The 20,472-nt window shown below is 67.3% G+C and carries 22 protein-coding genes; 19 read left to right on the top strand and 3 right to left on the bottom strand.

The annotated features are described in order from the left end of the window. Nucleotides 1-13 precede the first annotated feature (13 nt). Genes MSPGM_RS17780 through MSPGM_RS17765 form a run of 4 tightly spaced genes read left to right on the top strand, consistent with a single transcriptional unit; the run spans nt 14 to nt 1,844 of the window. Complete coding sequence (locus MSPGM_RS17780) at nt 14-310, top strand: Rho termination factor N-terminal domain-containing protein (protein WP_261925760.1); 297 nt, start codon at nt 14-16, stop codon at nt 308-310. Next, nucleotides 307-672, top strand: coding sequence for a hypothetical protein (locus MSPGM_RS17775; protein ID WP_261925759.1), 366 nt, complete (start codon nt 307-309; stop codon nt 670-672). The genes MSPGM_RS17780 and MSPGM_RS17775 overlap by 4 nt, the downstream gene beginning before the upstream one ends. After that, nucleotides 669-1,334, top strand: a complete 666-nt coding sequence (locus tag MSPGM_RS17770; RefSeq protein ID WP_261925758.1) for a DUF6441 family protein — start codon at nt 669-671, stop codon at nt 1,332-1,334. Before MSPGM_RS17775 ends, MSPGM_RS17770 begins: the two co-directional genes overlap by 4 nt. A gap of 15 nt (nt 1,335-1,349) precedes the next feature. Further along, entirely contained in the window at nt 1,350-1,844 is a 495-nt protein-coding gene (locus MSPGM_RS17765) for a hypothetical protein (RefSeq protein WP_261925757.1), read from the top strand. Here the strand turns inward: MSPGM_RS17765 and MSPGM_RS17760 are convergent. Next, on the bottom strand, nt 1,823-2,164 hold the full coding sequence (locus tag MSPGM_RS17760) for a hypothetical protein (protein ID WP_261925756.1): 342 nt from the start codon (nt 2,162-2,164) through the stop codon (nt 1,823-1,825). The genes MSPGM_RS17765 and MSPGM_RS17760 overlap by 22 nt on opposite strands. A 270-nt stretch (nt 2,165-2,434) precedes the next feature. Between MSPGM_RS17760 and MSPGM_RS17755 the strand changes: the two genes are divergently transcribed. Genes MSPGM_RS17755 through MSPGM_RS17745 form a run of 3 tightly spaced genes read left to right on the top strand, consistent with a single transcriptional unit; the run spans nt 2,435 to nt 4,034 of the window. After that, nucleotides 2,435-2,623: a hypothetical protein gene (locus tag MSPGM_RS17755; RefSeq protein WP_261925755.1), complete on the top strand. Its 189-nt coding sequence runs from the start codon at nt 2,435-2,437 to the stop codon at nt 2,621-2,623. A gap of 10 nt (nt 2,624-2,633) precedes the next feature. Further along, nucleotides 2,634-3,068, top strand: coding sequence for a hypothetical protein (locus tag MSPGM_RS17750; RefSeq protein WP_261925754.1), 435 nt, complete (start codon nt 2,634-2,636; stop codon nt 3,066-3,068). A gap of 24 nt (nt 3,069-3,092) precedes the next feature. Next, nucleotides 3,093-4,034, top strand: coding sequence for a phage tail tube protein (locus tag MSPGM_RS17745; RefSeq protein ID WP_261925753.1), 942 nt, complete (start codon nt 3,093-3,095; stop codon nt 4,032-4,034). Here MSPGM_RS17745 and MSPGM_RS17740 read toward each other — a convergent pair whose 3' ends face one another. After that, nucleotides 4,035-4,241, bottom strand: a complete 207-nt coding sequence (locus MSPGM_RS17740) for a hypothetical protein (RefSeq protein WP_261925752.1) — start codon at nt 4,239-4,241, stop codon at nt 4,035-4,037. It lies immediately after the preceding gene. A 20-nt stretch (nt 4,242-4,261) separates the two neighbouring features. Between MSPGM_RS17740 and MSPGM_RS17735 the strand changes: the two genes are divergently transcribed. The 10 genes from MSPGM_RS17735 to MSPGM_RS17690 all read left to right on the top strand — a co-directional run bounded on the left by MSPGM_RS17735 (nt 4,262) and on the right by MSPGM_RS17690 (nt 17,893). Beyond that, the gene (locus tag MSPGM_RS17735; protein ID WP_261925751.1) at nt 4,262-4,681 is read left to right on the top strand and encodes a hypothetical protein; all 420 of its coding nucleotides are present in this window, start codon (nt 4,262-4,264) and stop codon (nt 4,679-4,681) included. A gap of 53 nt (nt 4,682-4,734) precedes the next feature. Beyond that, nucleotides 4,735-4,932 (top strand): DUF1799 domain-containing protein, encoded by a 198-nt coding sequence (locus MSPGM_RS17730; protein WP_261925750.1) that lies wholly within the window; start codon nt 4,735-4,737, stop codon nt 4,930-4,932. Nucleotides 4,933-5,197: 265 nt separating this feature from the next. Then, nucleotides 5,198-8,431 carry a phage tail length tape measure family protein gene (locus MSPGM_RS17725; protein ID WP_261925749.1) on the top strand — a complete coding sequence of 1,078 codons (3,234 nt, stop codon included), beginning with the start codon at nt 5,198-5,200 and terminating at the stop codon, nt 8,429-8,431. A gap of 3 nt (nt 8,432-8,434) precedes the next feature. Beyond that, entirely contained in the window at nt 8,435-8,809 is a 375-nt protein-coding gene (locus MSPGM_RS17720) for a hypothetical protein (protein ID WP_261925748.1), read from the top strand. A gap of 4 nt (nt 8,810-8,813) precedes the next feature. After that, the gene (locus tag MSPGM_RS17715) at nt 8,814-9,362 is read left to right on the top strand and encodes a DUF1833 domain-containing protein (protein WP_261925747.1); all 549 of its coding nucleotides are present in this window, start codon (nt 8,814-8,816) and stop codon (nt 9,360-9,362) included. Next, nucleotides 9,359-9,757 (top strand): glycoside hydrolase, encoded by a 399-nt coding sequence (locus tag MSPGM_RS17710; protein WP_261925746.1) that lies wholly within the window; start codon nt 9,359-9,361, stop codon nt 9,755-9,757. Before MSPGM_RS17715 ends, MSPGM_RS17710 begins: the two co-directional genes overlap by 4 nt. 619 nt (nt 9,758-10,376) lie before the next feature. Then, nucleotides 10,377-15,389, top strand: coding sequence for a host specificity factor TipJ family phage tail protein (locus MSPGM_RS17705; RefSeq protein ID WP_261925745.1), 5,013 nt, complete (start codon nt 10,377-10,379; stop codon nt 15,387-15,389). Between the two features lie 72 nt (nt 15,390-15,461). Next, nucleotides 15,462-17,126 (top strand): hypothetical protein, encoded by a 1,665-nt coding sequence (locus tag MSPGM_RS17700; RefSeq protein WP_261925744.1) that lies wholly within the window; start codon nt 15,462-15,464, stop codon nt 17,124-17,126. Nucleotide 17,127: 1 nt separating this feature from the next. Next, a complete protein-coding gene (locus MSPGM_RS17695; protein WP_261925743.1) occupies nt 17,128-17,586 on the top strand; it encodes a hypothetical protein in 459 nt (152 codons plus the stop codon). Between the two features lie 10 nt (nt 17,587-17,596). Then, complete coding sequence (locus MSPGM_RS17690) at nt 17,597-17,893, top strand: hypothetical protein (RefSeq protein WP_261925742.1); 297 nt, start codon at nt 17,597-17,599, stop codon at nt 17,891-17,893. A gap of 88 nt (nt 17,894-17,981) precedes the next feature. Here MSPGM_RS17690 and MSPGM_RS17685 read toward each other — a convergent pair whose 3' ends face one another. Beyond that, entirely contained in the window at nt 17,982-18,437 is a 456-nt protein-coding gene (locus MSPGM_RS17685; RefSeq protein WP_261925741.1) for an NUDIX domain-containing protein, read from the bottom strand. A 350-nt stretch (nt 18,438-18,787) separates the two neighbouring features. Between MSPGM_RS17685 and MSPGM_RS17680 the strand changes: the two genes are divergently transcribed. After that, complete coding sequence (locus tag MSPGM_RS17680; RefSeq protein WP_261925740.1) at nt 18,788-19,486, top strand: TIGR02594 family protein; 699 nt, start codon at nt 18,788-18,790, stop codon at nt 19,484-19,486. Between the two features lie 198 nt (nt 19,487-19,684). Further along, nucleotides 19,685-20,248, top strand: a complete 564-nt coding sequence (locus MSPGM_RS17675; protein ID WP_261925739.1) for a hypothetical protein — start codon at nt 19,685-19,687, stop codon at nt 20,246-20,248. The last annotated feature ends 224 nt before the right edge of the window (nt 20,249-20,472 follow it).

Genomic DNA, 20,472 nt, shown 5'->3' with positions numbered 1-20,472 from the left:
GGAGGGCGCCAGCATGTACGTTCGCATGAACCGAGCCTTCTCCTTCAAGGACGAGAACGGCACGAAGATCACCGCACCTCGCGGCTGGGTCGGCAACCTGCCCGACAAGGCCGCGAAGGAAGCTGTCACCGGTGGGTACGCCGTCGACGGCAATCAGCGGGCAGTCAAACCCGTCGAGCCGACGGCCCCCGCCGATGGCCTCGACGCCAAGTCCAAGCCCGAGCTGGAAGCCCTGGCGAAGGAGCGCGGCATCGACATCGAGGCGGCCAAGACCAAGGCCGACCTGATCGAGGCGCTGCGCAAGGCGTGAACGCCTTCACCATCATGGTCGACGCTCAGTTCGAGGATCCCAACCTCGGGCTGGATGCGATCTGGCGTTCGGGCGGTGCCGAGACCGGCCTGCCCGTGCGCGTCCGTCGGCGCTCGCCAGAGGCAATCATCGGCGCGGCCGGCAATCAGTTCGACCTCGACGCCATGCTGATCGACGTGCGCCTCTCCGAGGTGGCAGAGCCGGCTGAGGGCGACGCGATCGACCTCCTCGACGAGGACGGCGAGGTCACCGAGACGGTGCAGGTGATCGGCCTCGCTCGGATCGACACGCGCCGGCTGGTGCGCACCTGCGAGGTGGCGCCCGTGCTGCCGGATGAGCCCGACGAGGACGAAGAGCCGTGAGGTTCAAGGCGACCGCCGCCGACCCGCGCGCGGCGCTGAAGGGCACAGAGGAACAAGTCGCACGCTCGGTCACCGCCGGCATGCGCGAGATTACAGAGGGACTGAAGGAGGATCTGCGCAGCGATGTGCGCGAGTCCGGCCTCGGCCAACGCCTCGCCAACACCTGGCGCGGCCAGACTTTCCCGCGGACAGGCGAGAGCGCGGAGGCTGCGGCCTACGTCTCGAGCAATGCCCCGAAGCTCATCGACGCCTTCGACCGCGGCGTCACCATCACCGCGCAGGGTCGAAAGTACCTCGCGATCCCGACACCAGATGCGGGCGTGCGGCAGATCTCCCGGCGCCGCTCCAAGGGCTCGACCGGCAACACGCTGTCGCCTGCCTCCTGGGAGCGCGAGACCGGGGTGAAGCTGCGCTTCGTCCCGAGCAAATCGGGTGGCGTGCTGGTGGCTGACGCGTTCTACCGGCGGCAGGCGGCGCGCTACCAGGGCCGTAAATCCTTCCGCGCGATCAAGGAGGCCGGGCCCGACCGGGGCCGGTCCTTCGTCGTGATCTTCGTGCTGGTGAAGCAGGTGAAGCTGCGCAAGCGGCTCGACATCGCCACTACCGCCAAGCGCTGGGCCGACCGCGTGCCGGGCGCCATCGCCGCGAACTGGGAAGCCTGAACGGGAGGAGCCGCAATGCAGCGCCTTGTGCTCGCCGTCCTCACCCTGGCCGCCGGCCTGACCGTCGCGGCGGCCGAGACCCCGCCCTCCATCGCGCCGGGCGTACCGTCGGGCTCGGGCACGCAACCGGTGGCCGTCTACGGCGCGGACGGGAAGGTCGTATCCTTCCCAGACCCGGCCCGCATCCGCGTCACGACCATGCCGTTCCAGCGGCTGCACTCGCTGCCGATCCGGCTTAAGGCGCTCGGCACGACGCCGAAGGTGTTCTCGATCAGCCGGCCGGCCGATGCCACGACCTATCGAGTGGTGGTGCCGTGCAACGTCAACATCCGCCTCCTCGGCGCGAAAACGGCCGACGAGGCGCTGACCGACGACAACGGCGTGCTCTACCTCGCCGGCACCGACGTCACGATGGGCACGAGCAAGCCCGACTTCATCATCGCCAAGACGACGGCGCCGCCGGACGGCGATTGTACCCCCGAGATGCACTACGGCATGGGCGGCGGCTGATGCGCGCGCTTCTCCGCCTCGCGCTTTGCCTCGCGCTCGCCACGCCGATCGCGGCCGAAGCCCGGCCCGTCGGCTACGGCATGCGGACCATGCAGGGTCCGGCCGGGCAGCAGGGTGAGCCGGGGCCCGCCGGTCCGCCTGGAGCCGACGGCGCGCCCGGCGCTCAAGGCGAGCGCGGCCCGCGCGGCAATGTCGGCACCCCAGGTGCGCAAGGGCCGCAGGGCGAACCCGGCGTCCCAGGTGTTCCCGGTACAGCCGGAGCCAAGGGGGACAAGGGCGATGCCGGAACACAGGGACCAAAGGGTGACGCGGGCGTTCAAGGCGTCGCAGGAGCCAACGGAGCGCCAGGACAACCTGGTGAGCGAGGCCCAGCAGGCGCGACAGGAGCGGTCGGACAAGCAGGCCCGAAAGGCGATCCTGGCCCTCAAGGCGTCCCAGGTGCCTCAGGACTGAAAGGCGACACGGGACCGGCCGGTCCGCAGGGGGCGGCCGGCGCGCCCAAGCGTGTCGAGCGCTACACGGCGAATGCGAACGCGCAGGGGTTCGTCACCTACTCGTGGCCGGCCTGCACGTCTCCGGCTGATGTCGATGTGATCCCGACCTGGGCTGGCGATCAGGTCATCTTCGGCGGCGTCACGGCGCAGACCCTCTCCGGCGCGACGGTGCTGGCGAAGCGCTCGCGCGGGACGCTGCTCCTGAACTCGGGGCCTTTCGAGACGGCGGTCCCGAACCTGACGCAGCCCACCATCCCCGTCACCGTCCGCGTCATCTGCAACTGAGCGAGCGCCCATGCCGAGCAAGCGCGAGCAGGTGATCGAGGCCGTGGCCGATCTGGTGAAGGGGGCGCTTCCGAAGGCGACCTTCTACCGGAACGAGGTCAAGCAAAAGACGATCCCGATCAACGGCTACGTCAACGTCGACGATGGCGATCCGGGCGAGCCCGAGGTGACGCTGAACCCGACGACGTGGATCTACGAGCACGAGTTGCCCGTCGAAGTCGCCGCGAACGCGACCAAGACGGTCAAGGCCGAGGCCCGCCTCGACGCCATGCTCCAGGCCATCGGCGCCGCTGTCGCAGCCAACCGGACCCTCGGCGGCCTCTGCGACTACCTGCAGGTCGGTGCCGCCAGCACCGAGCCCCTGACCGCCGAAGGTGCGCCGGTCTCCCGCCTCGCCGTCGTCGCCATCGTCGCCGTCTACGGCACGACCGACCCCCTGAACTGAACCGCCCCGCCAGGAGAGAGACCCATGGCCCGAGCTCGCGGTGCGAACGCCATCATGGCGGCTTCGTTCGAGACCACCTACGGCACCCCGCCCAGCACCGGATACCGGAAGCTGCCCTTCGTCTCGTCGAACCTCGGCGAGGAGCAGGGGCTCATCCCGTCCGACCTGCTCGGCTACGGCCGCGAGGCCCTGCCGCCCTCGCGCGACGTCATCAACAACGACGGCGACGTCGTCGTCCCGATCGACCTGCGCAACTTCGGCAACTGGCTGAAGCTGTTCATGGGCCAGCCCACCACGACGACGGTCGGCGGCGCGCAGGAGCATGTTTTCTCTTCGGGAGCGATCAGTCTGCCGTCTTGCACCGTCGAGATCGGCCTGCCCGAGGTGCCAAGCTACGGCCAGAACTTCGGCGTCCGCGGCAACACCATGCGCGTGCAGATGCAGCGCTCCGGACTGCTGACGGCGACGCTCGGACTGATCGCGCAGGGCGAGAACAAGCTGTCCGCCTCCGGCGCCGGCACGCCGGCCGAGGCGTCGATCGAGCGGTTCTCGCCGTTCCAGGGCGCCGTCACCCGCGCGGGCGTGGCGCTCGCCTCCGTCACCTCGGCCGACTTCACCTACTCGAACCAACTGGAGAAGGTGGAGACGATCCGCGGCGACGGCCGGATCGAGGACGCCGACCCCGGCATGGTGATGATGTCCGGGTCGATCACCACCCGGTTCCGCGACACCACCCTGCTCGACCAGGCGACCGCGGGCGACCCCGTGGCCCTCACCTTCGGCTGGGTCACCGATGCCGACCGCTCGCTCGTGTTCGAGGTGCCCGCCGTCTACCTGCCGCGCGCCAAGACGCCGGTGACGGGCCCGAACGGCGTGCAGGCGACCTTCAACTGGCAGGCGGCCAAGGACAGCGTGTCCGGCAAGACCGTCATCGCCACCCTGCGCAACAACGTGACGACCTACTGATCAGTTGGCGAGCGCATCTTTGTGCTCGCCGTTCTGAGAGCTGACACAGGTGGACCTGATGTTGATGCTGGTCATGGATAGTTTCATCCCAAGCCCGGCGTGCAACTTCTGAGCCGCCGCGCAAGCCTCTGGCGTGTCGAACTGAGCGGATCCGCTCGTCAGCGAGCCGCCAGAGCCCATTGCCACCCAGAGCAAAACCCACTTCATCGACACCCCTCCGAGGACATATGATCAAGCTCTCGACCAGCGTGGCCGAGCCCTTCTGGCTCGACCTTCTGCCCGGCGTTCGCGTCAAGGTAAGGCCCATCACCGTCGCGTCTATGCTCGTCGCCCGCGAAGCGGTCGGCAAGGTCTACCGCGACGAGGATCAGACCGACGTCGCCACCCGCGCCGGCATGGCGCTGGTGCATGAACTTGCCCGGCGCGGCATCGTCGAGTGGGAAGGGGTCGGCACCGCAGAGGGTGAGCCCGCCACCGTCACAGGCGAGACAATCGAAGCTCTGCTCGACCACTGGCCCGCCTACGACGCGCTCGATGCGCTCTACGTCACCCCGGCCCTGCGGCGGGACGAGGAAAAAAACGCATCCTCGAACTCGCCCGATGGCACTTCGGGGGAGGATCCGAATACTGCGAGGCCTGCGGCGTAGCCTGCCCTGAGTGCCCCTACGCCGTCCATGCCCCTGAGACCGATGAGGGCGTGGTGGCGTGGGCGGTGGTCCGCCGGTGCGGCGGGCAAGTCCGGGCCGGGTTCGGCGGCCCCTACGCGCTCGATTACGGGGCGATCCTGATGATGGCGGATGCGATGGGCGCGGGCACACCGCTGCTCGCCGACGTGCTGCCGTCGGTCGAGCCCGTGATCGTAAAGGCCTACCGGGAGAACGCTGACGATGGCGACTAGCATCGCGATCCGCCTCGGCGTCGAGGGCGGCGCCGAACTGAAGCGCGTCCTCGACGACGCCGGCAACGCCGGGCAAGCGGCCTTTCAGAAGGTCGGCGTAGCAGCCGATCAGGCTGCGGCGGCCACCGACCGGCAGACGGCGAAGTGGCAGCGCCTTGCCCAGGCGGCGCGCGAGGCGGAAGCGCAGGCGCGCGCGCAGTCGAACGTCAACGCCTTGCTCGGGGTTGGCGCCGGCTCGGCTGGTTCGGCGCGCGACTCCGCCTCGGTGTTCGAAGCCGAGATGGCGCGGCAGGACCAGATCCGCGCCGCTCGACAGGAGCAGTCCGCCCGCACGGCGCAGGCCAACATCAACACGCTGCTCGGTGTGCGCGACGCGCAGGTGGGTGCTGCCCGTGCCTCGGCGTCGGCGTTCGAGGACGCCTATCGGGCCGAGACGGATGCGCTGCGCCGCACAGCCGAGACCCGCACGACCATCGTGCGCAATACCGTCTCCGGCTGGCGTGATCTCGGGTCGGCCGGCGCCGCGACCCTCGCGAACATCGAAGCAGGCCGCCGGCTTGGCTCGCTCAACAACGTGCCGGAAGCGGCCAACCAGAACCGACGCCTGCGTCCCGACGAGATCACGAACTTGATCTACCAGGGCGGTGACGTCACGGCGCAGCTCGGCTCCGGCTCGCCGTTGAGCATGATCGCCCTGCAGCAGGGGCCTCAGATCGCGCAGGTGTTCGCGGGGCCCGGCGGTGCAAGCGTAAAGGGAGCGTTCGGGCAGGCCGGCGAGGCAGTTGCTGGCTTCGTCTCGCGTATCGGTCTCGTCGGTGGTGCGATCGGCGGTGTCACGGCAGCGGTCGTTGCCGGCATCGCGGCCACCGTGTCCTATCGCAACTCGCAACAGGAGACAGAAAAGGCGCTTGCCGGCATAGGCCGCACCTCGGGCGTCACCCTCGGCCAGATCAACGACCTCGCCGACGCGCAGGTGCGAGCCGGCAACTTCAGCCGCCGCGGCGCGCGCGAAATCGCGACGGTCTATGCCGGGAGCGGTCGCGTCGGGCCGGAGATCCTGGGTGACGCCGTCGGTGCGACGCGGGACTTCTCACGCTTCCTCGGCGTCGATGCGACTGATGGGGCGGCGCAACTCGCGGCATCGCTCGGCGATGTGTCGAAGGGCGTCGGCGACCTCGGCCAGCGCTACGGCATTCTAAGCGAGGCGCAGGCTGAGAACATTAGCCGCCTCGATGCGCAGGGTAACCGGCTGGCAGCGCAGCGGGCCCTGCTCGACGCCGTCCGCGCCAGCACCCGCGGCGTGGCCGAAGAAACCCGCGGCTGGGCACTCGTCACGCAGACCATCGGCACTGCGTGGGATCGTCTCGGACAGACGCTGGATCGCTTCGCCACCGGTGGCGACCTACAGACGCGCATCGCGGATCTCCGGCGTGTGCTGGCAGAGGGCCCCCAGCAGCAGACTGGCATCCTTGGCTTTTTGGGCGTCGGTGCGCAGCGGCCCGCGATCCAAGCCGAACTTGACCGCCTGCTTGAGACCCAGCGCCGAGGGCAGGAGCAGGCCGAGCGCGCGCAGGCCGCGCAGCGCTCCTATCAGGTCGGCGCCGTGCTGCGCTCACTCTCTCCCGACCAAGAAGAGTTGAAGCGCCTGACCGATCAGGGAGTCTTGCTGCGCAAGGCCATCACCGACCCGATGTCTTTCGGGCTGCGCCCTGAGCAGATCGAGGAGGCGAAGCGCGGCTTCGGCGAGCTCAGCACCACCGTTAGAAATCTCGTTGAGGATATCGACAGGTTTGGTAGCCGTGCCGTCGCTGCGCTCAACCGCACCGCGGAGTTCAACGCCCGGAACGTTGGCGCGACTCCCTTCGGCCGCTCTACCGCCGAAATCAACCAGCGCTTCGAAGAGCAGTTGCGCAGCGCGAAGGACGAAGAGCGGGATGGTCTCGAGCGTGCGAGGCGGATCGAGCTTGAAACTCTGACTCGCGCGCAAACGCTGGAGCAGACCCAGCGCGGCGGCGCCTTCGCACGGGCGCCCGCTGAGATCCAGCAAATGGTGCTCGCGGCAGCGCAGCGCTTCCCGACTGTCTCTCCGGAGATTTTGGCGGCGATCGGTGAGAAGGAGAATGGCTTCCGCCTCTCGGGTCCGACGAACATCAAGGACCGGTTCGGCAATCCGGCCTCGACCGCTTGGGGGTATGGGCAGATCACGGTTGATGCCGAGACCGACATCCGCAAGCTGATCCCAGGCTTCGACCGCAAGGACCCGGGGCAGGCTGTGATGGGCGCGGCGGCCTACCTGAGCCTGCGTCAGCAGTGGGCGGGCGGCGACCAGATCAAAGCGCTGAACGGCTACGGCACCGGCCCAGGCTACGGCATCGACATCTTGCGCCGGGCCGGCCATGTGGGCGACGCATCGTCGCTCGGCGTGGCTCGTGATCTCGACGCGCAGGCCCAGGCGGCAGAGCGCAGCCAAGAGGCGCTTCGGCGTAATACGGATCTGTACGGCCGCAATGGAGCGGCGCTGGAGGCCTCGACCCGCGCGGCCGACCTCTACCGCGACATGCTTTCCCGCGGCGTCCCGCCGAGCGAGGCGCTACGCAAAAGCCTAGAAGGCTTCGCCATGTCGGCGGAGCAAGCGTCGCGCGCGACCCGCCTTGTGCAGTTCGCCCGGGATGATGAGTTCGCCCGCGAACAGCTTGGGCGCGGCCGCATTGATCAGCAGGCCTACGCCATGGCCCGCGCTCGGTTCGGAGACACGACCTCAGCCGAGGCGCGCGCTGCGATCGACCGGAGCCGCGACACGCTGGAGATGGCCGAGACCAAGGCCGTATTCTCCGACGGCGTCACCTCCTTCGTCACCGATCTTCGACGTAGCGGGGATGCGGCCACGGCCTTCACGAACGCCGCCGGCAACGCCGCTGATCGGCTGCTCGCCAAGTTCATGGACAGCGCGATCTCCTCAGCCTTCGGCGCCGTTGGCGGAGGTTCTGGCGGTGGCATTGGTGGCTTCATCTCCAACCTGTTCGGTGGTGGAGCGAGTGCAGCCGGCGCTTCGCCCACCGGCGGCGTCCGGCTCTTCGACGTCGGCGGCTTTACGGGCCACGGTGAGCGCTACGACGTGGCGGGCCTTGTCCACCGCGGCGAGGTCGTGTTCTCCCAGGATGATGTCGCCCGGCATGGCGGCGTGGCCGCGGTCGAGGTGCTGCGCCGGAGCGGGGGACTGCGAGGCTACGACAGCGGCGGGATCGTCGGGCGGGACGCTTTCACCGTGCCGAGCGCGGCTGCGATGCGGCCGGCCAACGGCAATGGGGTGCCGGCGATCAACTTCATCGACCAGCGTCCAGCCGGGTCGCCCGAGATGGAGCCGGCTGTGAAGCGCCGTTCGGACGGCAGCCTCGATGTGATCGTGCGCACCGTCGAGGGGCGCATGGGCCAGCGCGCGGCCGGTGGTCAGGGCCCCTTCAAGCAGGCGGCGGGCGGTGCCGGCTTCCGGAACGGCTGACGCATGGCGATCCCCTCTTGGCCGTCCACGTTGCCGGAACTGCGCGGGCTGGCCTCGTCGGGCGGCACGCGCAGTCTTCACCCGGTGGCGCAGGAGACGCAGTTCGACGATGGCCCGTCGCGGCGCCGTCGTCGGCAGCTCTTCGTCACGACGTCGCTGAGCATGACCCTTCGGCTGTCGCCCGAGGAGTTCGTGATCTTCAAGGCCTTCCACCTCAGCGACCTGAATACCGGCGCGCGCCGCTTCACTGCGCCCGTGCTGCTGCCGGACATGAGCATTGGGCAGCGGGTCTGCTCCATCGAGGGCGAGGTCTCTTGGTCAGCGCCGCAGCGGTCCAAGTACGTCGTGACCTTCACCCTCATCGTTCAGGATTGGTGATCGGATGACACTGAGCGCAGCCCTGCGCGAGGCCTATGCCTCGGGCGACGAAGAGGGCGTGGTGATCGAGACGCTGGAGGTGGACCACGCCTCGCTCGATGGAGCGATCCGGCTGGTGCGGAACGTGGACGGCCAGTTGGGTGAGCCGGGCGAGACGCTGAGCCTGCCAGTCGAGGCCGGTGGCCCGCGCGAGCCCCACCTGCTCTGCGCCTTCGAGCTGATCGCGCCCGGCGCCGACAGCGACGGGCCGACCGACGGCAAGATCCGCATGGACAACGTGTCGGACCTTTTCCACGAGCTGCTGAAGGGCGCCATCGGCTACGACGCGGCCATCCGGGTCACGATCCGGTTCTATCGCGTGCTGCCGGGCCAGATCGACAAGGTGGCCGGTCCCGACGACGACAGCTTCAGCGGTCTGGAGATGACGGCGGTCGAACTCTCCGCCGACAGCGCCGAGGGAACCATCGCGTGGCCGGACGGCCGGCAGCAGAACGTGCCGAGCGGCCCCGACGCCTTCTTCGACCGCGCCAACTACCCGGCCCTGTTCACGTGAGCGACCGCGCTGCCTTCCTGCGCCGGTGGCGGGGCACGGCCTACGACAAGGCTGAGCGGAACTGCTGGTGGCTCGCCGCCCTGGCGCAGGCGGAACTCTTCGGCCAAGCGCTGCCGGCGGCGGACCCGGCCCTCGTTGCGGACGTCCGCGCCCGCGCCGAGACCATGGGGACCCACCCGGCCCGCGCAGAGTGGCGCGAGATCCCGGCGCCCGTGGATGGCGCCCTCGTGCTCATGGGGAAGGTTGCCGGCGCCGAGACCCATTGCGGCGTGTTCCTCGACCAAGATGGCGGGCTGATCCTGCACACCGATGAGCGGCACGGCGTCGTGCTCGACCCACCGCTCGAACTCGCCGCGGCCCGCCGCTGGCGGCTGACGTACCTGATCCCCGCCTGAGCAGAGAAGTGACGATGGTTGCATGCGCTAATCGCGTGAGCGGTAGCTCCGACGTGCGCCAATGCGATGGTAGTCAGCCGGAGCTGTGCTCGCTGCGTCCTCGTTAGATACCGCCTGCTTCGGCGCAGGAAGCTTGCCGATTTTTAATATTGTCAGCCCAACGAAGTGCCCGCGCCGCCAGGCCTGCTGAACGTTAAATATCAGATCTCGGCCGACCACTCGAATGTTGAATGTATCAGGTATAGATACATCGGAAGGTAGTGCTACTTTCATGCCCGATGAGGAAACATCCTTTATCGAGCAAGGCACCTCTGCTCCGCTCGGCAGCCGGATAATCGAAATCCAATTCACATCGGTCCGCTCGGAGGCGCGATTTTGGACATCAGGCATGGTCGGCACGCAGTGAGATTTTGCCCAATTTAATATCGCGCTCCTAATTCTGGGTTAATGCGCACAACTCAATATTTCTGCATCGGCAGATGCAGTAACCACCCCATTTGTATGGTTGAATACAATCAAGGTTCCCATTGGGTTGGCTAGCACCTCCGATGGTGAACGGGCCGGGTGAGCCGCACAAGGCTCCCCGGCTCGCATCCTTCCTCACAGCCTCAGGGGCTGCATGACTCTCATCGTCACCGCGAACATCGCCGGGCAGACCCGCGGCGAGCCCGTACGGCTGCTTGATCGGCGCCGCCGCCGGCTCTCCACGATCGTCGCGCGCCACAAGCCTCCGGCCGGTCGCCGCTTCATCGTCTCGGTGCATCGGAAGGGCGAGACCTTCGTGCGCCCGACGGACGGCTCCGTGCGCCTGCGCGCGAAGTGGAGCCGCACGCTGGTGGGACCCGACGATGTGGTGCTGGTGACTGTCGTGCCGGGACGCGGCGGCGTCGGCTCCATCGGCCTCGCCATCGCATCGATCGCGCTCATCGCCATCGCGCCGTATGCCGCCCCGGCGCTGGCCGGATCGCTCGCGTTCGGCGCTGGCGTCGGAGCCACCACCGGGACGTTGGCGACTGCCATCCAAGCCGGCCTCGTCGTGGGCGGCTTGGCGCTCGGCTACGCCGCGCAGGCCTCCTCCGCCGCGAAGAAGAAGACCGAGCGCAGCCTCTTCAGCGTCACCGGTGGCGGCAACGTGCCGAAGCCCGGCGCGCGCAAGCCGCTGCTTTACGGCCGGTGCTGGTCCACGCCGCCGCTCAGCCAGAAGGATTTCATCACCTACGACGGCGACACGATGGTGCTGACCAAGCGCATGACGCTTGGCATCGGCCGGTTCCAGATCCACGCCGTGCATGTCGGCGAGGCGGTGTTCTGGCTCGAAGGCGGCGGCATCCAGGCGCCGTTCACCTCGACGGATGGCACCTTCGGGACGCAGGTCGAATTCCTGTACGGCCAGCCCTCGGCCATCGCGCCGGGCGACGTGATCTCCTCGCCGTCCGTTGGCGGGCAGGAGATGCCGCGGCCGGGCGGCAATCCCGAGTGGACGCCCTGGTTTCGGCTGACCCCGCAGGGCGTCACCGCCGACGCGGCGCAGATGTCGTGGACCTATCCGGCGATCTTCCGCGTCTCGTCGCAGGGGCGAAATGCGCCGACGGTGGCCGGCGTCATCTTCCAGGCCCGCGAGATCAACCCGAACACGGGCGAGGTGGCCGGCCCCGAGTTCGAGCTCTGGCGCTCCAGCGAGGGCGCGACCGCGCTCACCACCACGCCGCTGCGCCGCTCGGCCTACTTCCGTCTCCCGAAGAACGCCGCCTATAAGGTGCGGGCGCAGAACATGTACCCGGAGGCGGTCGGGTTCGAGCAGAAGAACGCCGCCTCGTGGGACGAGATGGCGGCGATCAAGGACGATGTCCGGATCCGGCCGAACACCACCGAGATCGTCATGCGGGTGCGGGCCGGGAAGGGCCTGACCGTCACCGCCTTCTCCGAGATCTGGGTCGATGCCACTCGCATCATCCCGGTGTGGAACGGCTCGGCCTGGGTTGAGCAGCCGGAGCGCAAGGCGGTCTGGGCCTTCGCCGACCTCGTGCGCTCGCAGCACGGTCTCGCCCTGCCGAACGGCTTCGATCAGCCCAAGGCCAGCTACTACCACAACCTGCTATCCGCGAATGACACCTTCGACGGTGCGCTGCCCGAGGTGTCGTCGTTCTGGGAAGCAGCCTCCGAGGTGCTGCTGCCGCTGCGATGCGACCCGGTGAAGGTCGGGCCGGTGCACTCGTTCGTGCGCGACGAGAGCCGGGCCGAGCCGCGGCACGTCCTCACCCGTCGGCAGATCGTCCGCGACAGCGGCGGCGCCACCTTCAAGACGAAGGTCGAGGGCAGCGACGTCATCGTCGAGTTCGACCGCGACGGCGACCCGCGCCGGCCGGACGAGGTCCGGTTCAGCTTCGGCCCGGCGACCCGCACGCCGAAGCGCTACCGGGTCAACGGCATCCGCGACGGTCTCCACGCGCTGAAGCACGCGACCTGGCTCGCGGCGATCGCCGTGTTCCGCGGGGCCGAGCGGCGCGTCACCACCGAATGGGACGGGCGCCTCGTCTTCCCCGGCGACCACGTCCTCTCGGATCTCTGGTTCTTTAAGGGCAAGCAGACGTTCGGCGCGGCCTCGGCCTCGGGCAACGTTCTGGCCCTGGACGTGACGGCCAACGTGCCGGGAGAGTGGGGCTACGGCTCTATCCGGCAGCGCGACGGGCGGGAGTGGGGCATCCTGCGCATGCGCGGTGTCGGCGCCCGCGGGCTGGAGCTTCATCCAGACGACGTGACAGCGCTGGCGGCAAAGACCGGGCTCGCCCTGGCCGACGTGTTGGCTCGCGACACGCAGGGCCCAACCACCATTGTCATCGGCGAGCTGACCGAGCTGCAGGAGACCTACGTCGCCCGTTCGGCCATCCCGAGCGATGCCGACCGTGTCCAGATCGAGATGGTCGCCGACGACGCGCGCGTCTGGCAACTCCTCGATGAGCAAGTGATCGCGCCGGCGCCGATCAACGCCGATAATCTCGCCGAGCCCCTGATCCCACAGATCTCGGTGCTGCACGCCCGCTGCGAGCGGATCGAGACCGGCATCGAAGTCGTGTGGGGCGTCTCTGTCACCCGCGGCGCCCGGAATTATGAGGCCGACATCTCCTATGATGCCGGCGGCGCCTGGGAGCCGCTGTCGCCCTTTGGTCCGGCGTCGAGCGGCCGCGCGCAGATGCGCCAGTCAGACCAGCCTGTGACGGTCCGCGCCCGCGCCTTCGGGCGAACGGGCCTGCCGGGCGACTACGTCTCCACCACCTTCACCACTGTGGCGCCAATCGTTCAGGGTAGCCTCGTCGACGTCTCGACCATCCCGCCGATCCCCTATGAGAAACTGGGCGACGAGGCCCGTCTGCGCATCGAGGCAGCGCAGGCTGCAGCCGACGCCGCCAGCGAGGAGGCTCAGGCCGCCGTGACCGCCGCGCAGGCTCGCGTCGACAGCCTGCGCCGTGCGCTTGCCGCGGATCCGAGCGTCCGCGCCGGCTATGTCGACGAGATCATGGGCGACGTCCGCAAAGACATCTCCCTCTTGAACGAGGCGACGTTCCGCCTGCTGACCGATGTGGCGACCCTGCGCGACAATCAGGCGGCGGCGGGCATCGAGATCCTGCCCGACGAAGGGCGCGTTCGCATCGCCGCGGTGGCGAAGCTGGAGGCAGAAACCGGTCAGCGCCTGACATCGCTCTCCGTGCTGGTCGATGCGCTTAAGGGGCAGATCGAGCTGTACGGCTCGGTCCAGGGCGGCAACATCGACGGCATCGTGACCGAGATCAATGCGGTGCGACTGCGGCTCGACGCGGTGAACGCCACAATCTCGACGCTTGCCACCTCGGCGCAGTTCGACGGGGTGAGTGGACGTCTCGGCACCGCCGAGCAGACGATCACCGCACAAGGCGCAGCGATCGAGCAGCGGGCCACGCTCGCGACGGTCAATGCACAGGGCACCCGCCTGACCACGGCGGAGACGCGGATCTCGGCCGCCGAAGGCAGCATCCGCAACGTCGTCACCGCCGCCGGCACGAGCGCCGTCGATCTGCCGGTGATGGTCGGCACGCTGGCGCAGATGCTCGAATATCTCGGTGAGCAAACCGGGTCTCTCTTTGAGAACTTCGCTCGCGCCGAAACGGCCACGTCCGCCAACTTCGATGAGGCGGGGCGCTCCGTCGCCGAAGTGTCCACGCGCCTACTCGCGTTCCAAGGTGATGCCGCGGCACAGTTCGTCAGCGTCACGCGGGCGATCGCCGGCAACGGCGAGGCGCTGGTGCAGACGCAGGCGCTGCTGCAGGCACGGATTGGAGATGTCACGGCGGCCCTGACACGGGAGGAGTTGGCGCGTGTCACCGCCGATGCCGCGCAGACGATACGCACGGACGGTGCCCTCTCGCGGCTTGGGACCGCTGAAGCCCGGATCGTGACGGAGGAACAGACCCGGGCCAGCGCTGACGGCGCCCTGGCGCAGCGTGCCACCAGCTTGGAGGCTCGGACCGGCGCCAATGAAGCCGGCATTACCAGCCTCAATAGGGCCGTCACGGACAACCAGAGCGCCACGGCCTCGCAATTCCAGGGGGTGACCGCGCGGTTCGGAACGGTGGAGGGCCGGGCCGGTGCGCTCGAAGGGCGGGCGGGAGCGCTCGAAGGGCGAGCTTCGACCATCGAGGCCAGCGTCTCATCGCTGGCCAGGGCCTACGCAGACGGCGACTCTGCCTTGGCGCTGCGCATCGACAGTCTGGTGGTCCAGACGAACAGCGACCGCGCCTACTTCCTCGGCGAGCAGCAAGCCCGCATCAACTCGGACGGGGCGCTGAGCACGCGCATCGACGGGCTCGGCGCGCGGGTCGGGGGCGTCGAGGCGGGCGTCAATTCCGTCGCAACGGCTCAAGCGAACCAGACGGCGGCGCAAGCCGGCACGAACATCGACCTGTATGCCCGCTCGGATGCCGGCACTGCGTTCGGCCGGATCAAGTTCGAGGCGGTCTCAGCGCCTGCCGGCGTGGCGGTCCGGTTCTCGATCCAGCTCTCGACGGAGCGGGGTGGCTTCTACCGCAACTCCGGCCTGTTCATGGACATCCTGGGCGATGGTTCGTCGCGGATCGTGCTTGATGCCAACGTCGTCGCGTTCACGGCGAACGGCGGCCTGTCCTACCCCTTCACCTTCGACGGCCAGACGTTGCGAGTGCCGAACCTCATCCTGACCTCGGGGCAGGCTTCGACGCCGCTGCGGATCGACATCGATTCCTACACGCTGATCCAGGGTATCGGCAACGAGAATGATCGGGTCGACGCGAACCTCAACTTCACCTTCAATGTTGCGAACCCTGACTTTCCATCCACTCTGGAACTGTTCGGCAAGTTATCTGTCTTCGGCGCCAATACCACGATTATCGGCGTGCGCATTCTGATTGACGGTCAGGTCGCCGGATACTGCCAGTTCAACGGCAACTCTGACCGTTACTCCGGCGGAGCTTCCAATCAAGCCAACTTTTTTGGACGTGCAACCCGCTACCTGAGCGCCGGCAACCACTCGGTTCGCATCCAGTACAACTATATCGGCCAGTCCGGTGATAGTCGCGTCCAGATCGACGAGTTGCACGTCGCTGGCTTCACGCCGCGCGCCTAAGCGCCGCCGCGCCTTCCGCCTCCCACCGCAAACAACTCCGCGCTCTCCCCTCGCTTCTGAGGATGCTTCCCTATGCCTCTCTACGGCCCCTCCACCGCGACCGCGACGGTTGCCGCGAACACCAACTCGGTGGCGATCACCGGCATGGATCTGAACGCCGTCGTGCAGCAGGGCATGACGATCAATTTCGGCGCTCGCGACCGGGCTATTGGCGATGCCTGGATCATCAACACGGTGGTTCCGAACGGCACGAACGGCGGCACGCTAACCACCGCAGGCAACATCCCGACCGCCTACAACAGCGTGCCCTTTCTGATCGACACGCGTGGGTTCAACGGCACCGACTCCAGCTTCGCTGCGGCGGTGAGCCTGAAGCTGCTCGCGACGCTCACCAACCTGCTCGGCACCGCCACCAACCTGTTCGCCGGATCGCGTCAGCTCGTGCTCGACAAGGTGGCGAGCACCGCGATCGGGCGCGTTGCCTTCGCCATCGCCGGACGGACCTGGGGCGACGTTGCTCAGCGCTCGCTCACCTACACGCCCACCGGCGGGCAGGCGGTCACAATCGAGACCATGGCGCTGCGGGCTTTCCCGGACGGCACCACGCCGACCGATGCTCTGCTGTTCGATCTGACCAACGGCACAGGCGATCTGCGAAAGGGATCGGCCACGATGGTGGCGGGGTCCATCGTCGATCTAGGCTCGGCCCCAGCGGGCAAGATCGCGATCATTGGTGCGGGCACGATCAACTCGTTCGGGCCCGGCCGCAATCTGGAACGGCTCGTGCTGTTCACCGGTGATGGCGTGACGTTGGTGCATTCTGCCGGCCTCGGCCTGCCGGGCCGGGCGAACATCGTGGCGCGGACGGGCGATTGGCTCCACGCCACGTCGGACGGTGTTGGGAACTGGGGCGTGCTCTTCTATCAGCGCGCGGACGGCTCGCCGCTGCTCCTTCCCGTGACGACACTGCGTGCGGGATCTCGCCGCCGCACCCGCAACGGCGACTTCTCGATCAACCAGCGCGAAGTCACGGGCAATGTCGCCCTTGCCGCGAACGCCTACGGGCATGATGGCTGGAAGGCTGGGGCTGGCGGCTGCACCTATAGCGCCACGTCCGTGTATTACCTCGGCCCGTCCATCGTGCAGATCGCATCCGGCTCACTGGTGCAGATCGTCGAAGGCGCTCTCTATGTTCCGGACGGCGGCGCTCATGTGCTGTCCTGGGCTGGATCGGCGCTTTGCCGTGTCAACGGGGGTGCTTACGCGCCCTCTCCGATCGCTCTGCCGGGGCTCTCGCCCGGGGCAAATGTAACATTGGAGTTCGGCGTCGGCAGCCTTGGCTACGTGCAACTTGAACTAGGCAGCACGCCAACTCCCTACGAGTTTCGCGACGATGAGTTGAGGCGGTGCCAGCGCTACTATTCAAAGAGCTACAGTCAGGGCACGCGCCCAGGCACGGCAACCAATGTTGGGACAGGAGTGCAATTCACATATAACGTATTTAGTTTTTACAGTTCATTTATTCGATTTCCGCAAACAATGCGGGCGGCTCCGACAGTCACGACATACAACAATGGCACGGGAGCGTCCGGGACTTGGTACTTTCCGGCAGCCAATGCCAGTAGGACAGCATTTGCACAATCGATTTCGACGGATGGCTTTGAGCCATTTGGGAACGGGGCGTGGCCTGCGGGCGACTATACGTACCCTCATTGGGTTGCGAGCGCGGAGCTGTAAGATGTACGCGAAAATAAACGGTCCAGATGGGCGGCTGCTTCCTATTATCGTTCGGGTTGCGGACAACACTGCGATCCCATCCGATCCAAGCAATAACGATTGGCAGGCCTACGAGGCTTGGATTGCAGAGGGAAATGCGCCGGCCGAGCCGGAAGCGCATGGGCCAGCCATCCCCGCATCCATCTCCGACCGGCAGTTCGCCCAGGCGCTCGCGCTCGCCGGCACCATCACCGAAGCCGAGGCCCTGGCCTGGGCCGCCCGCGGTGAGCTTCCGCAGGCGATGGAGGATGCGCTCGACCACATCCCCGACACGAACGGTCAGCGCTTCGGCGCGCGGATGATGCTGGCGGCCGCCACGACCTACGAGCGCCGCCTCCCGCTCACCGAGCAGCTGGGCGCACTGCTCGGCTACGACGCTGCAGCGCTCGACGCGCTGTGGATCCGCGCCGCCACTCTGTGAGGAGCCATCCATGCTGACGCTGACCAAGACCGTCACGACGACGGAAACGCTCGACACGCCCGAGGCCATCGCCGACCACGTGCACGCCGAGTTCCTGCGGCGCACCGCGGCGGCACCGTTCAAGTTCGGCGATCGGGTGCGGATCACCCGCCGCGACGGTATCCCGCCCGAGTTCATGGTCGGCGACGTTGGCACGGTGATGCTGTGCGATCCGGAGTTCTCGCCGCTCACGACGCTGATGGGCGTGAACGCCTCCGGCATGACGATCCAATTCCCGGTTCAGACGGCGAACCTCGAACTCGCCTGAACGACCTCGACCCGCTCGCCGCGCCACCCGGCCCGAGCCCGATGCCTTCAGCTGGTGCGGATACTGATTATAATTTCAACGAAAATCTTCAGCTTCCTTCAAAATTCAGTCCTGCGGCCAGCAAGCATTGCTGTACATACTGGTGATAGGCGCGATCAATTGAGCTGATCCAGCAATAATCCTCATGGTGGACGTCCAAGCTGATGGATATATCCTCGCCCTTTGGATATAGAAAGAAACAAGAGTTTATACTGTGAACCGGAATACCCGCTGGCCCTGCATCAAAGATGGTTTCCGCGGTGTGGATTATGGGCCCAACATTGCAGATTATGCCTACTTCATCCCGTGCTTTTCTTATGGCGGTGTCACGCATCATCTCGCCCTTCAGCACTCTGCCCCCCGGCAGCCACCACTGTCCCTTTGCTGGCTCATCCAACCTACGAACTAAAAGGACTTTCCCGCCGGCAACGATTGCTACATCTACGCACGCGATGGGCATCAAAGTGATAATCGTAGCATATGTTGCAGTATCAATCGGGTACATTCGAACCTCCATTTATATAAAAAGATGCGGCGGGTAATTGAAGAAAACAGATTTGAACAGTCGGACTGCACTAATGAATGAGTTTCGATCCTTAGGGTAAAATCGCTCTTGCAAATGCATATATATTAAAACTCGTTGATGACCGCAGCTGCGAAGCTATCAGCGGACACCTTCAACGGCGCTAAAGCTTGGCACAACGGTACGTGGAGGACTGGGCTCGGACTTGAACCGGGCATGTGAAGCGCTTGCGGCGCGACCGAGTGAGCCGTTCCTCCACCAGTCCATACCGTCCGCTTAGGGCGCAGACACAATCTCGGCGAGTGCCGAAAAATCACGGAGATCCAAATATGATGACCGTCGCTGAAATCCAGCGCGCTCTCTTGGCGCGCGGGTATGACCTCGGACCCTCGAGCGCGGACGGTGACGCCGGCCCCCGCACCATCGCCGCCGTGACCGCGTTCCAGCGCTCGGCGGGGCTCGTCGCCGACGGCATTGCCGGGCCGAAAACGCAGGCCGCCCTGCAGAAGGCCGACATCAGCGAGCGGCGCGAGGCGCCCGAGAAGCCGGGCTGGCTCGTGCTGGCGGAGGCGCTGAACGGCCTCAAGGAGGCGCCGGGCGCCAAGAACAACCCGGAGGTGGTCAAGCTGTTCGCGGATGCGGGCTTCCCCGGCATCAAGACCGACAGCACCGCCTGGTGCGCGGCCTTAGTCAATGCCGTGCTGGAGCGCGCCGGGCTTCGCGGCTCGCGCAGCCTCGCGGCCCGTTCGTTCGAGTCCTGGGGGATCGGCCTGCCAGCGCCCGCGCTCGGCGCCATCGCCACGAAGAAGCGGGGCAACTCGTCCTGGCAAGGGCACACCGGCCTCGTGGTCGGGGCCAACAAGGACCAGGTGTTCCTGCTCGGCGGCAATCAGAGCGACGCGGTCAACGTCGCGGCGTTCAAGCGCTCGGAGATCGTCGCCTATCGCTGGCCGGCGGACGTGCCGCTGCCGGCGCCGCATACGCTGCCGACGACGATCGCCGGGGCACGCTCGGGAGTGAGCGAGGCGTAAGTGCAGCGGGCCGGCGCTCAAGTGGGGGGCCGGCACCGACCCGCCGGCCGCCTGCGCCGAAGCTCTTCAGATCCGGCAGGGCAGCATGGAATCGTGCCCGGCGCTGCGACAGCGCTCAAGCCACGCCTGCGACCTACCCCGTTCGTGAACCTGAGCCGGCCGGGCCAGCCGCGCATCCTCCCCATCAGGACCATCATCATGACCCGTGTGCTTCTGCTCGCGGCGCTGGCGCTCGCCTGTGTCGCGTCTCCCGCCTTCGCCGCCGAGGTCGCCACCATCGGCGACAAGGCCGTGATCCTGCCCTGGGGCGATTGGCTCGTCGCGCTGGCGGTGTCCCTGCGCGAACCGATCCTGACCATCCTCCTGCCGATCATCGCGGCCTACATCATCCAGGCCATCCGCAAGGTTTACCCGTGGGCCGCCCTGTTCCTGTCGCAGCGGCGGGTCGAGATGATGCTCGAGGCGGCCGTCGGCTTCGGCCTCAACGCGGTGAACGGCGCGGCCAAGGGCAAGACCCTTTCGGTCAACGTGGCGGTGCCGGTCATCGCCAAGGGCACGCAGTACGTCATCGACACCGCGCCGCCTGCGGTCATCAAGGCGGCCGGTGGTGCCGACGGCATCGCGGCCCGGATCTTCCGCAAGCTCGACCTCGACGACCACGCCAGCGAGGCGGCTGTCCTCATCCCTGCGCAGGAACAGATCGCCGCCGGCACGGTGGATGCCGACGAGCTGCGCCGCATGGATGAGATGACCCGGCGCTGAAACTGACCCGCGGAAATAACCCCGGCGGAGCGATGCACGTGACATGGCAAGATCATTTGGACGGCAAGTCCCGGGAGCCGAGGGCGAGATGCCTTCTCCCGGCCTCTCGGGCCTGTCGGGGGAGCTAGGGCCATGGACGAAAACGGATCGGCCGGAATTCTATCACGCGGGTACGCACGCGCAGCAGTGGTTCCTCCGCCTGGATCAGGCGGACGTGGAGGCGA

The organism is Methylorubrum sp. GM97, assembly GCF_024347855.1.
Taxonomy (GTDB): domain Bacteria; phylum Pseudomonadota; class Alphaproteobacteria; order Rhizobiales; family Beijerinckiaceae; genus Methylobacterium; species Methylobacterium extorquens.
Note: the sequence above shows the minus strand (reverse complement) of the source record. Positions and strands in the feature narration are given on the sequence as shown.

Bases quoted from the DNA above. Each gene is read 5' to 3' on its own strand.
- MSPGM_RS17740 (WP_261925752.1), bottom strand. From the start codon at position 4,241: ATGAAGTGGGTTTTGCTCTGGGTGGCAATGGGCTCTGGCGGCTCGCTG.
- MSPGM_RS17675 (WP_261925739.1), top strand. From the start codon at position 19,685: ATGACCCGTGTGCTTCTGCTCGCGGCGCTGGCGCTCGCCTGTGTCGCG.
- MSPGM_RS17715 (WP_261925747.1), top strand. From the start codon at position 8,814: ATGACACTGAGCGCAGCCCTGCGCGAGGCCTATGCCTCGGGCGACGAA.
- MSPGM_RS17685 (WP_261925741.1), bottom strand. From the start codon at position 18,437: ATGTACCCGATTGATACTGCAACATATGCTACGATTATCACTTTGATG.
- MSPGM_RS17720 (WP_261925748.1), top strand. From the start codon at position 8,435: ATGGCGATCCCCTCTTGGCCGTCCACGTTGCCGGAACTGCGCGGGCTG.
- MSPGM_RS17700 (WP_261925744.1), top strand. From the start codon at position 15,462: ATGCCTCTCTACGGCCCCTCCACCGCGACCGCGACGGTTGCCGCGAAC.
- MSPGM_RS17690 (WP_261925742.1), top strand. From the start codon at position 17,597: ATGCTGACGCTGACCAAGACCGTCACGACGACGGAAACGCTCGACACG.
- MSPGM_RS17750 (WP_261925754.1), top strand. From the start codon at position 2,634: ATGCCGAGCAAGCGCGAGCAGGTGATCGAGGCCGTGGCCGATCTGGTG.
- MSPGM_RS17780 (WP_261925760.1), top strand. From the start codon at position 14: ATGTACGTTCGCATGAACCGAGCCTTCTCCTTCAAGGACGAGAACGGC.
- MSPGM_RS17765 (WP_261925757.1), top strand. From the start codon at position 1,350: ATGCAGCGCCTTGTGCTCGCCGTCCTCACCCTGGCCGCCGGCCTGACC.
- MSPGM_RS17680 (WP_261925740.1), top strand. From the start codon at position 18,788: ATGACCGTCGCTGAAATCCAGCGCGCTCTCTTGGCGCGCGGGTATGAC.
- MSPGM_RS17695 (WP_261925743.1), top strand. From the start codon at position 17,128: ATGTACGCGAAAATAAACGGTCCAGATGGGCGGCTGCTTCCTATTATC.
- MSPGM_RS17705 (WP_261925745.1), top strand. From the start codon at position 10,377: ATGACTCTCATCGTCACCGCGAACATCGCCGGGCAGACCCGCGGCGAG.
- MSPGM_RS17735 (WP_261925751.1), top strand. From the start codon at position 4,262: ATGATCAAGCTCTCGACCAGCGTGGCCGAGCCCTTCTGGCTCGACCTT.
- MSPGM_RS17745 (WP_261925753.1), top strand. From the start codon at position 3,093: ATGGCCCGAGCTCGCGGTGCGAACGCCATCATGGCGGCTTCGTTCGAG.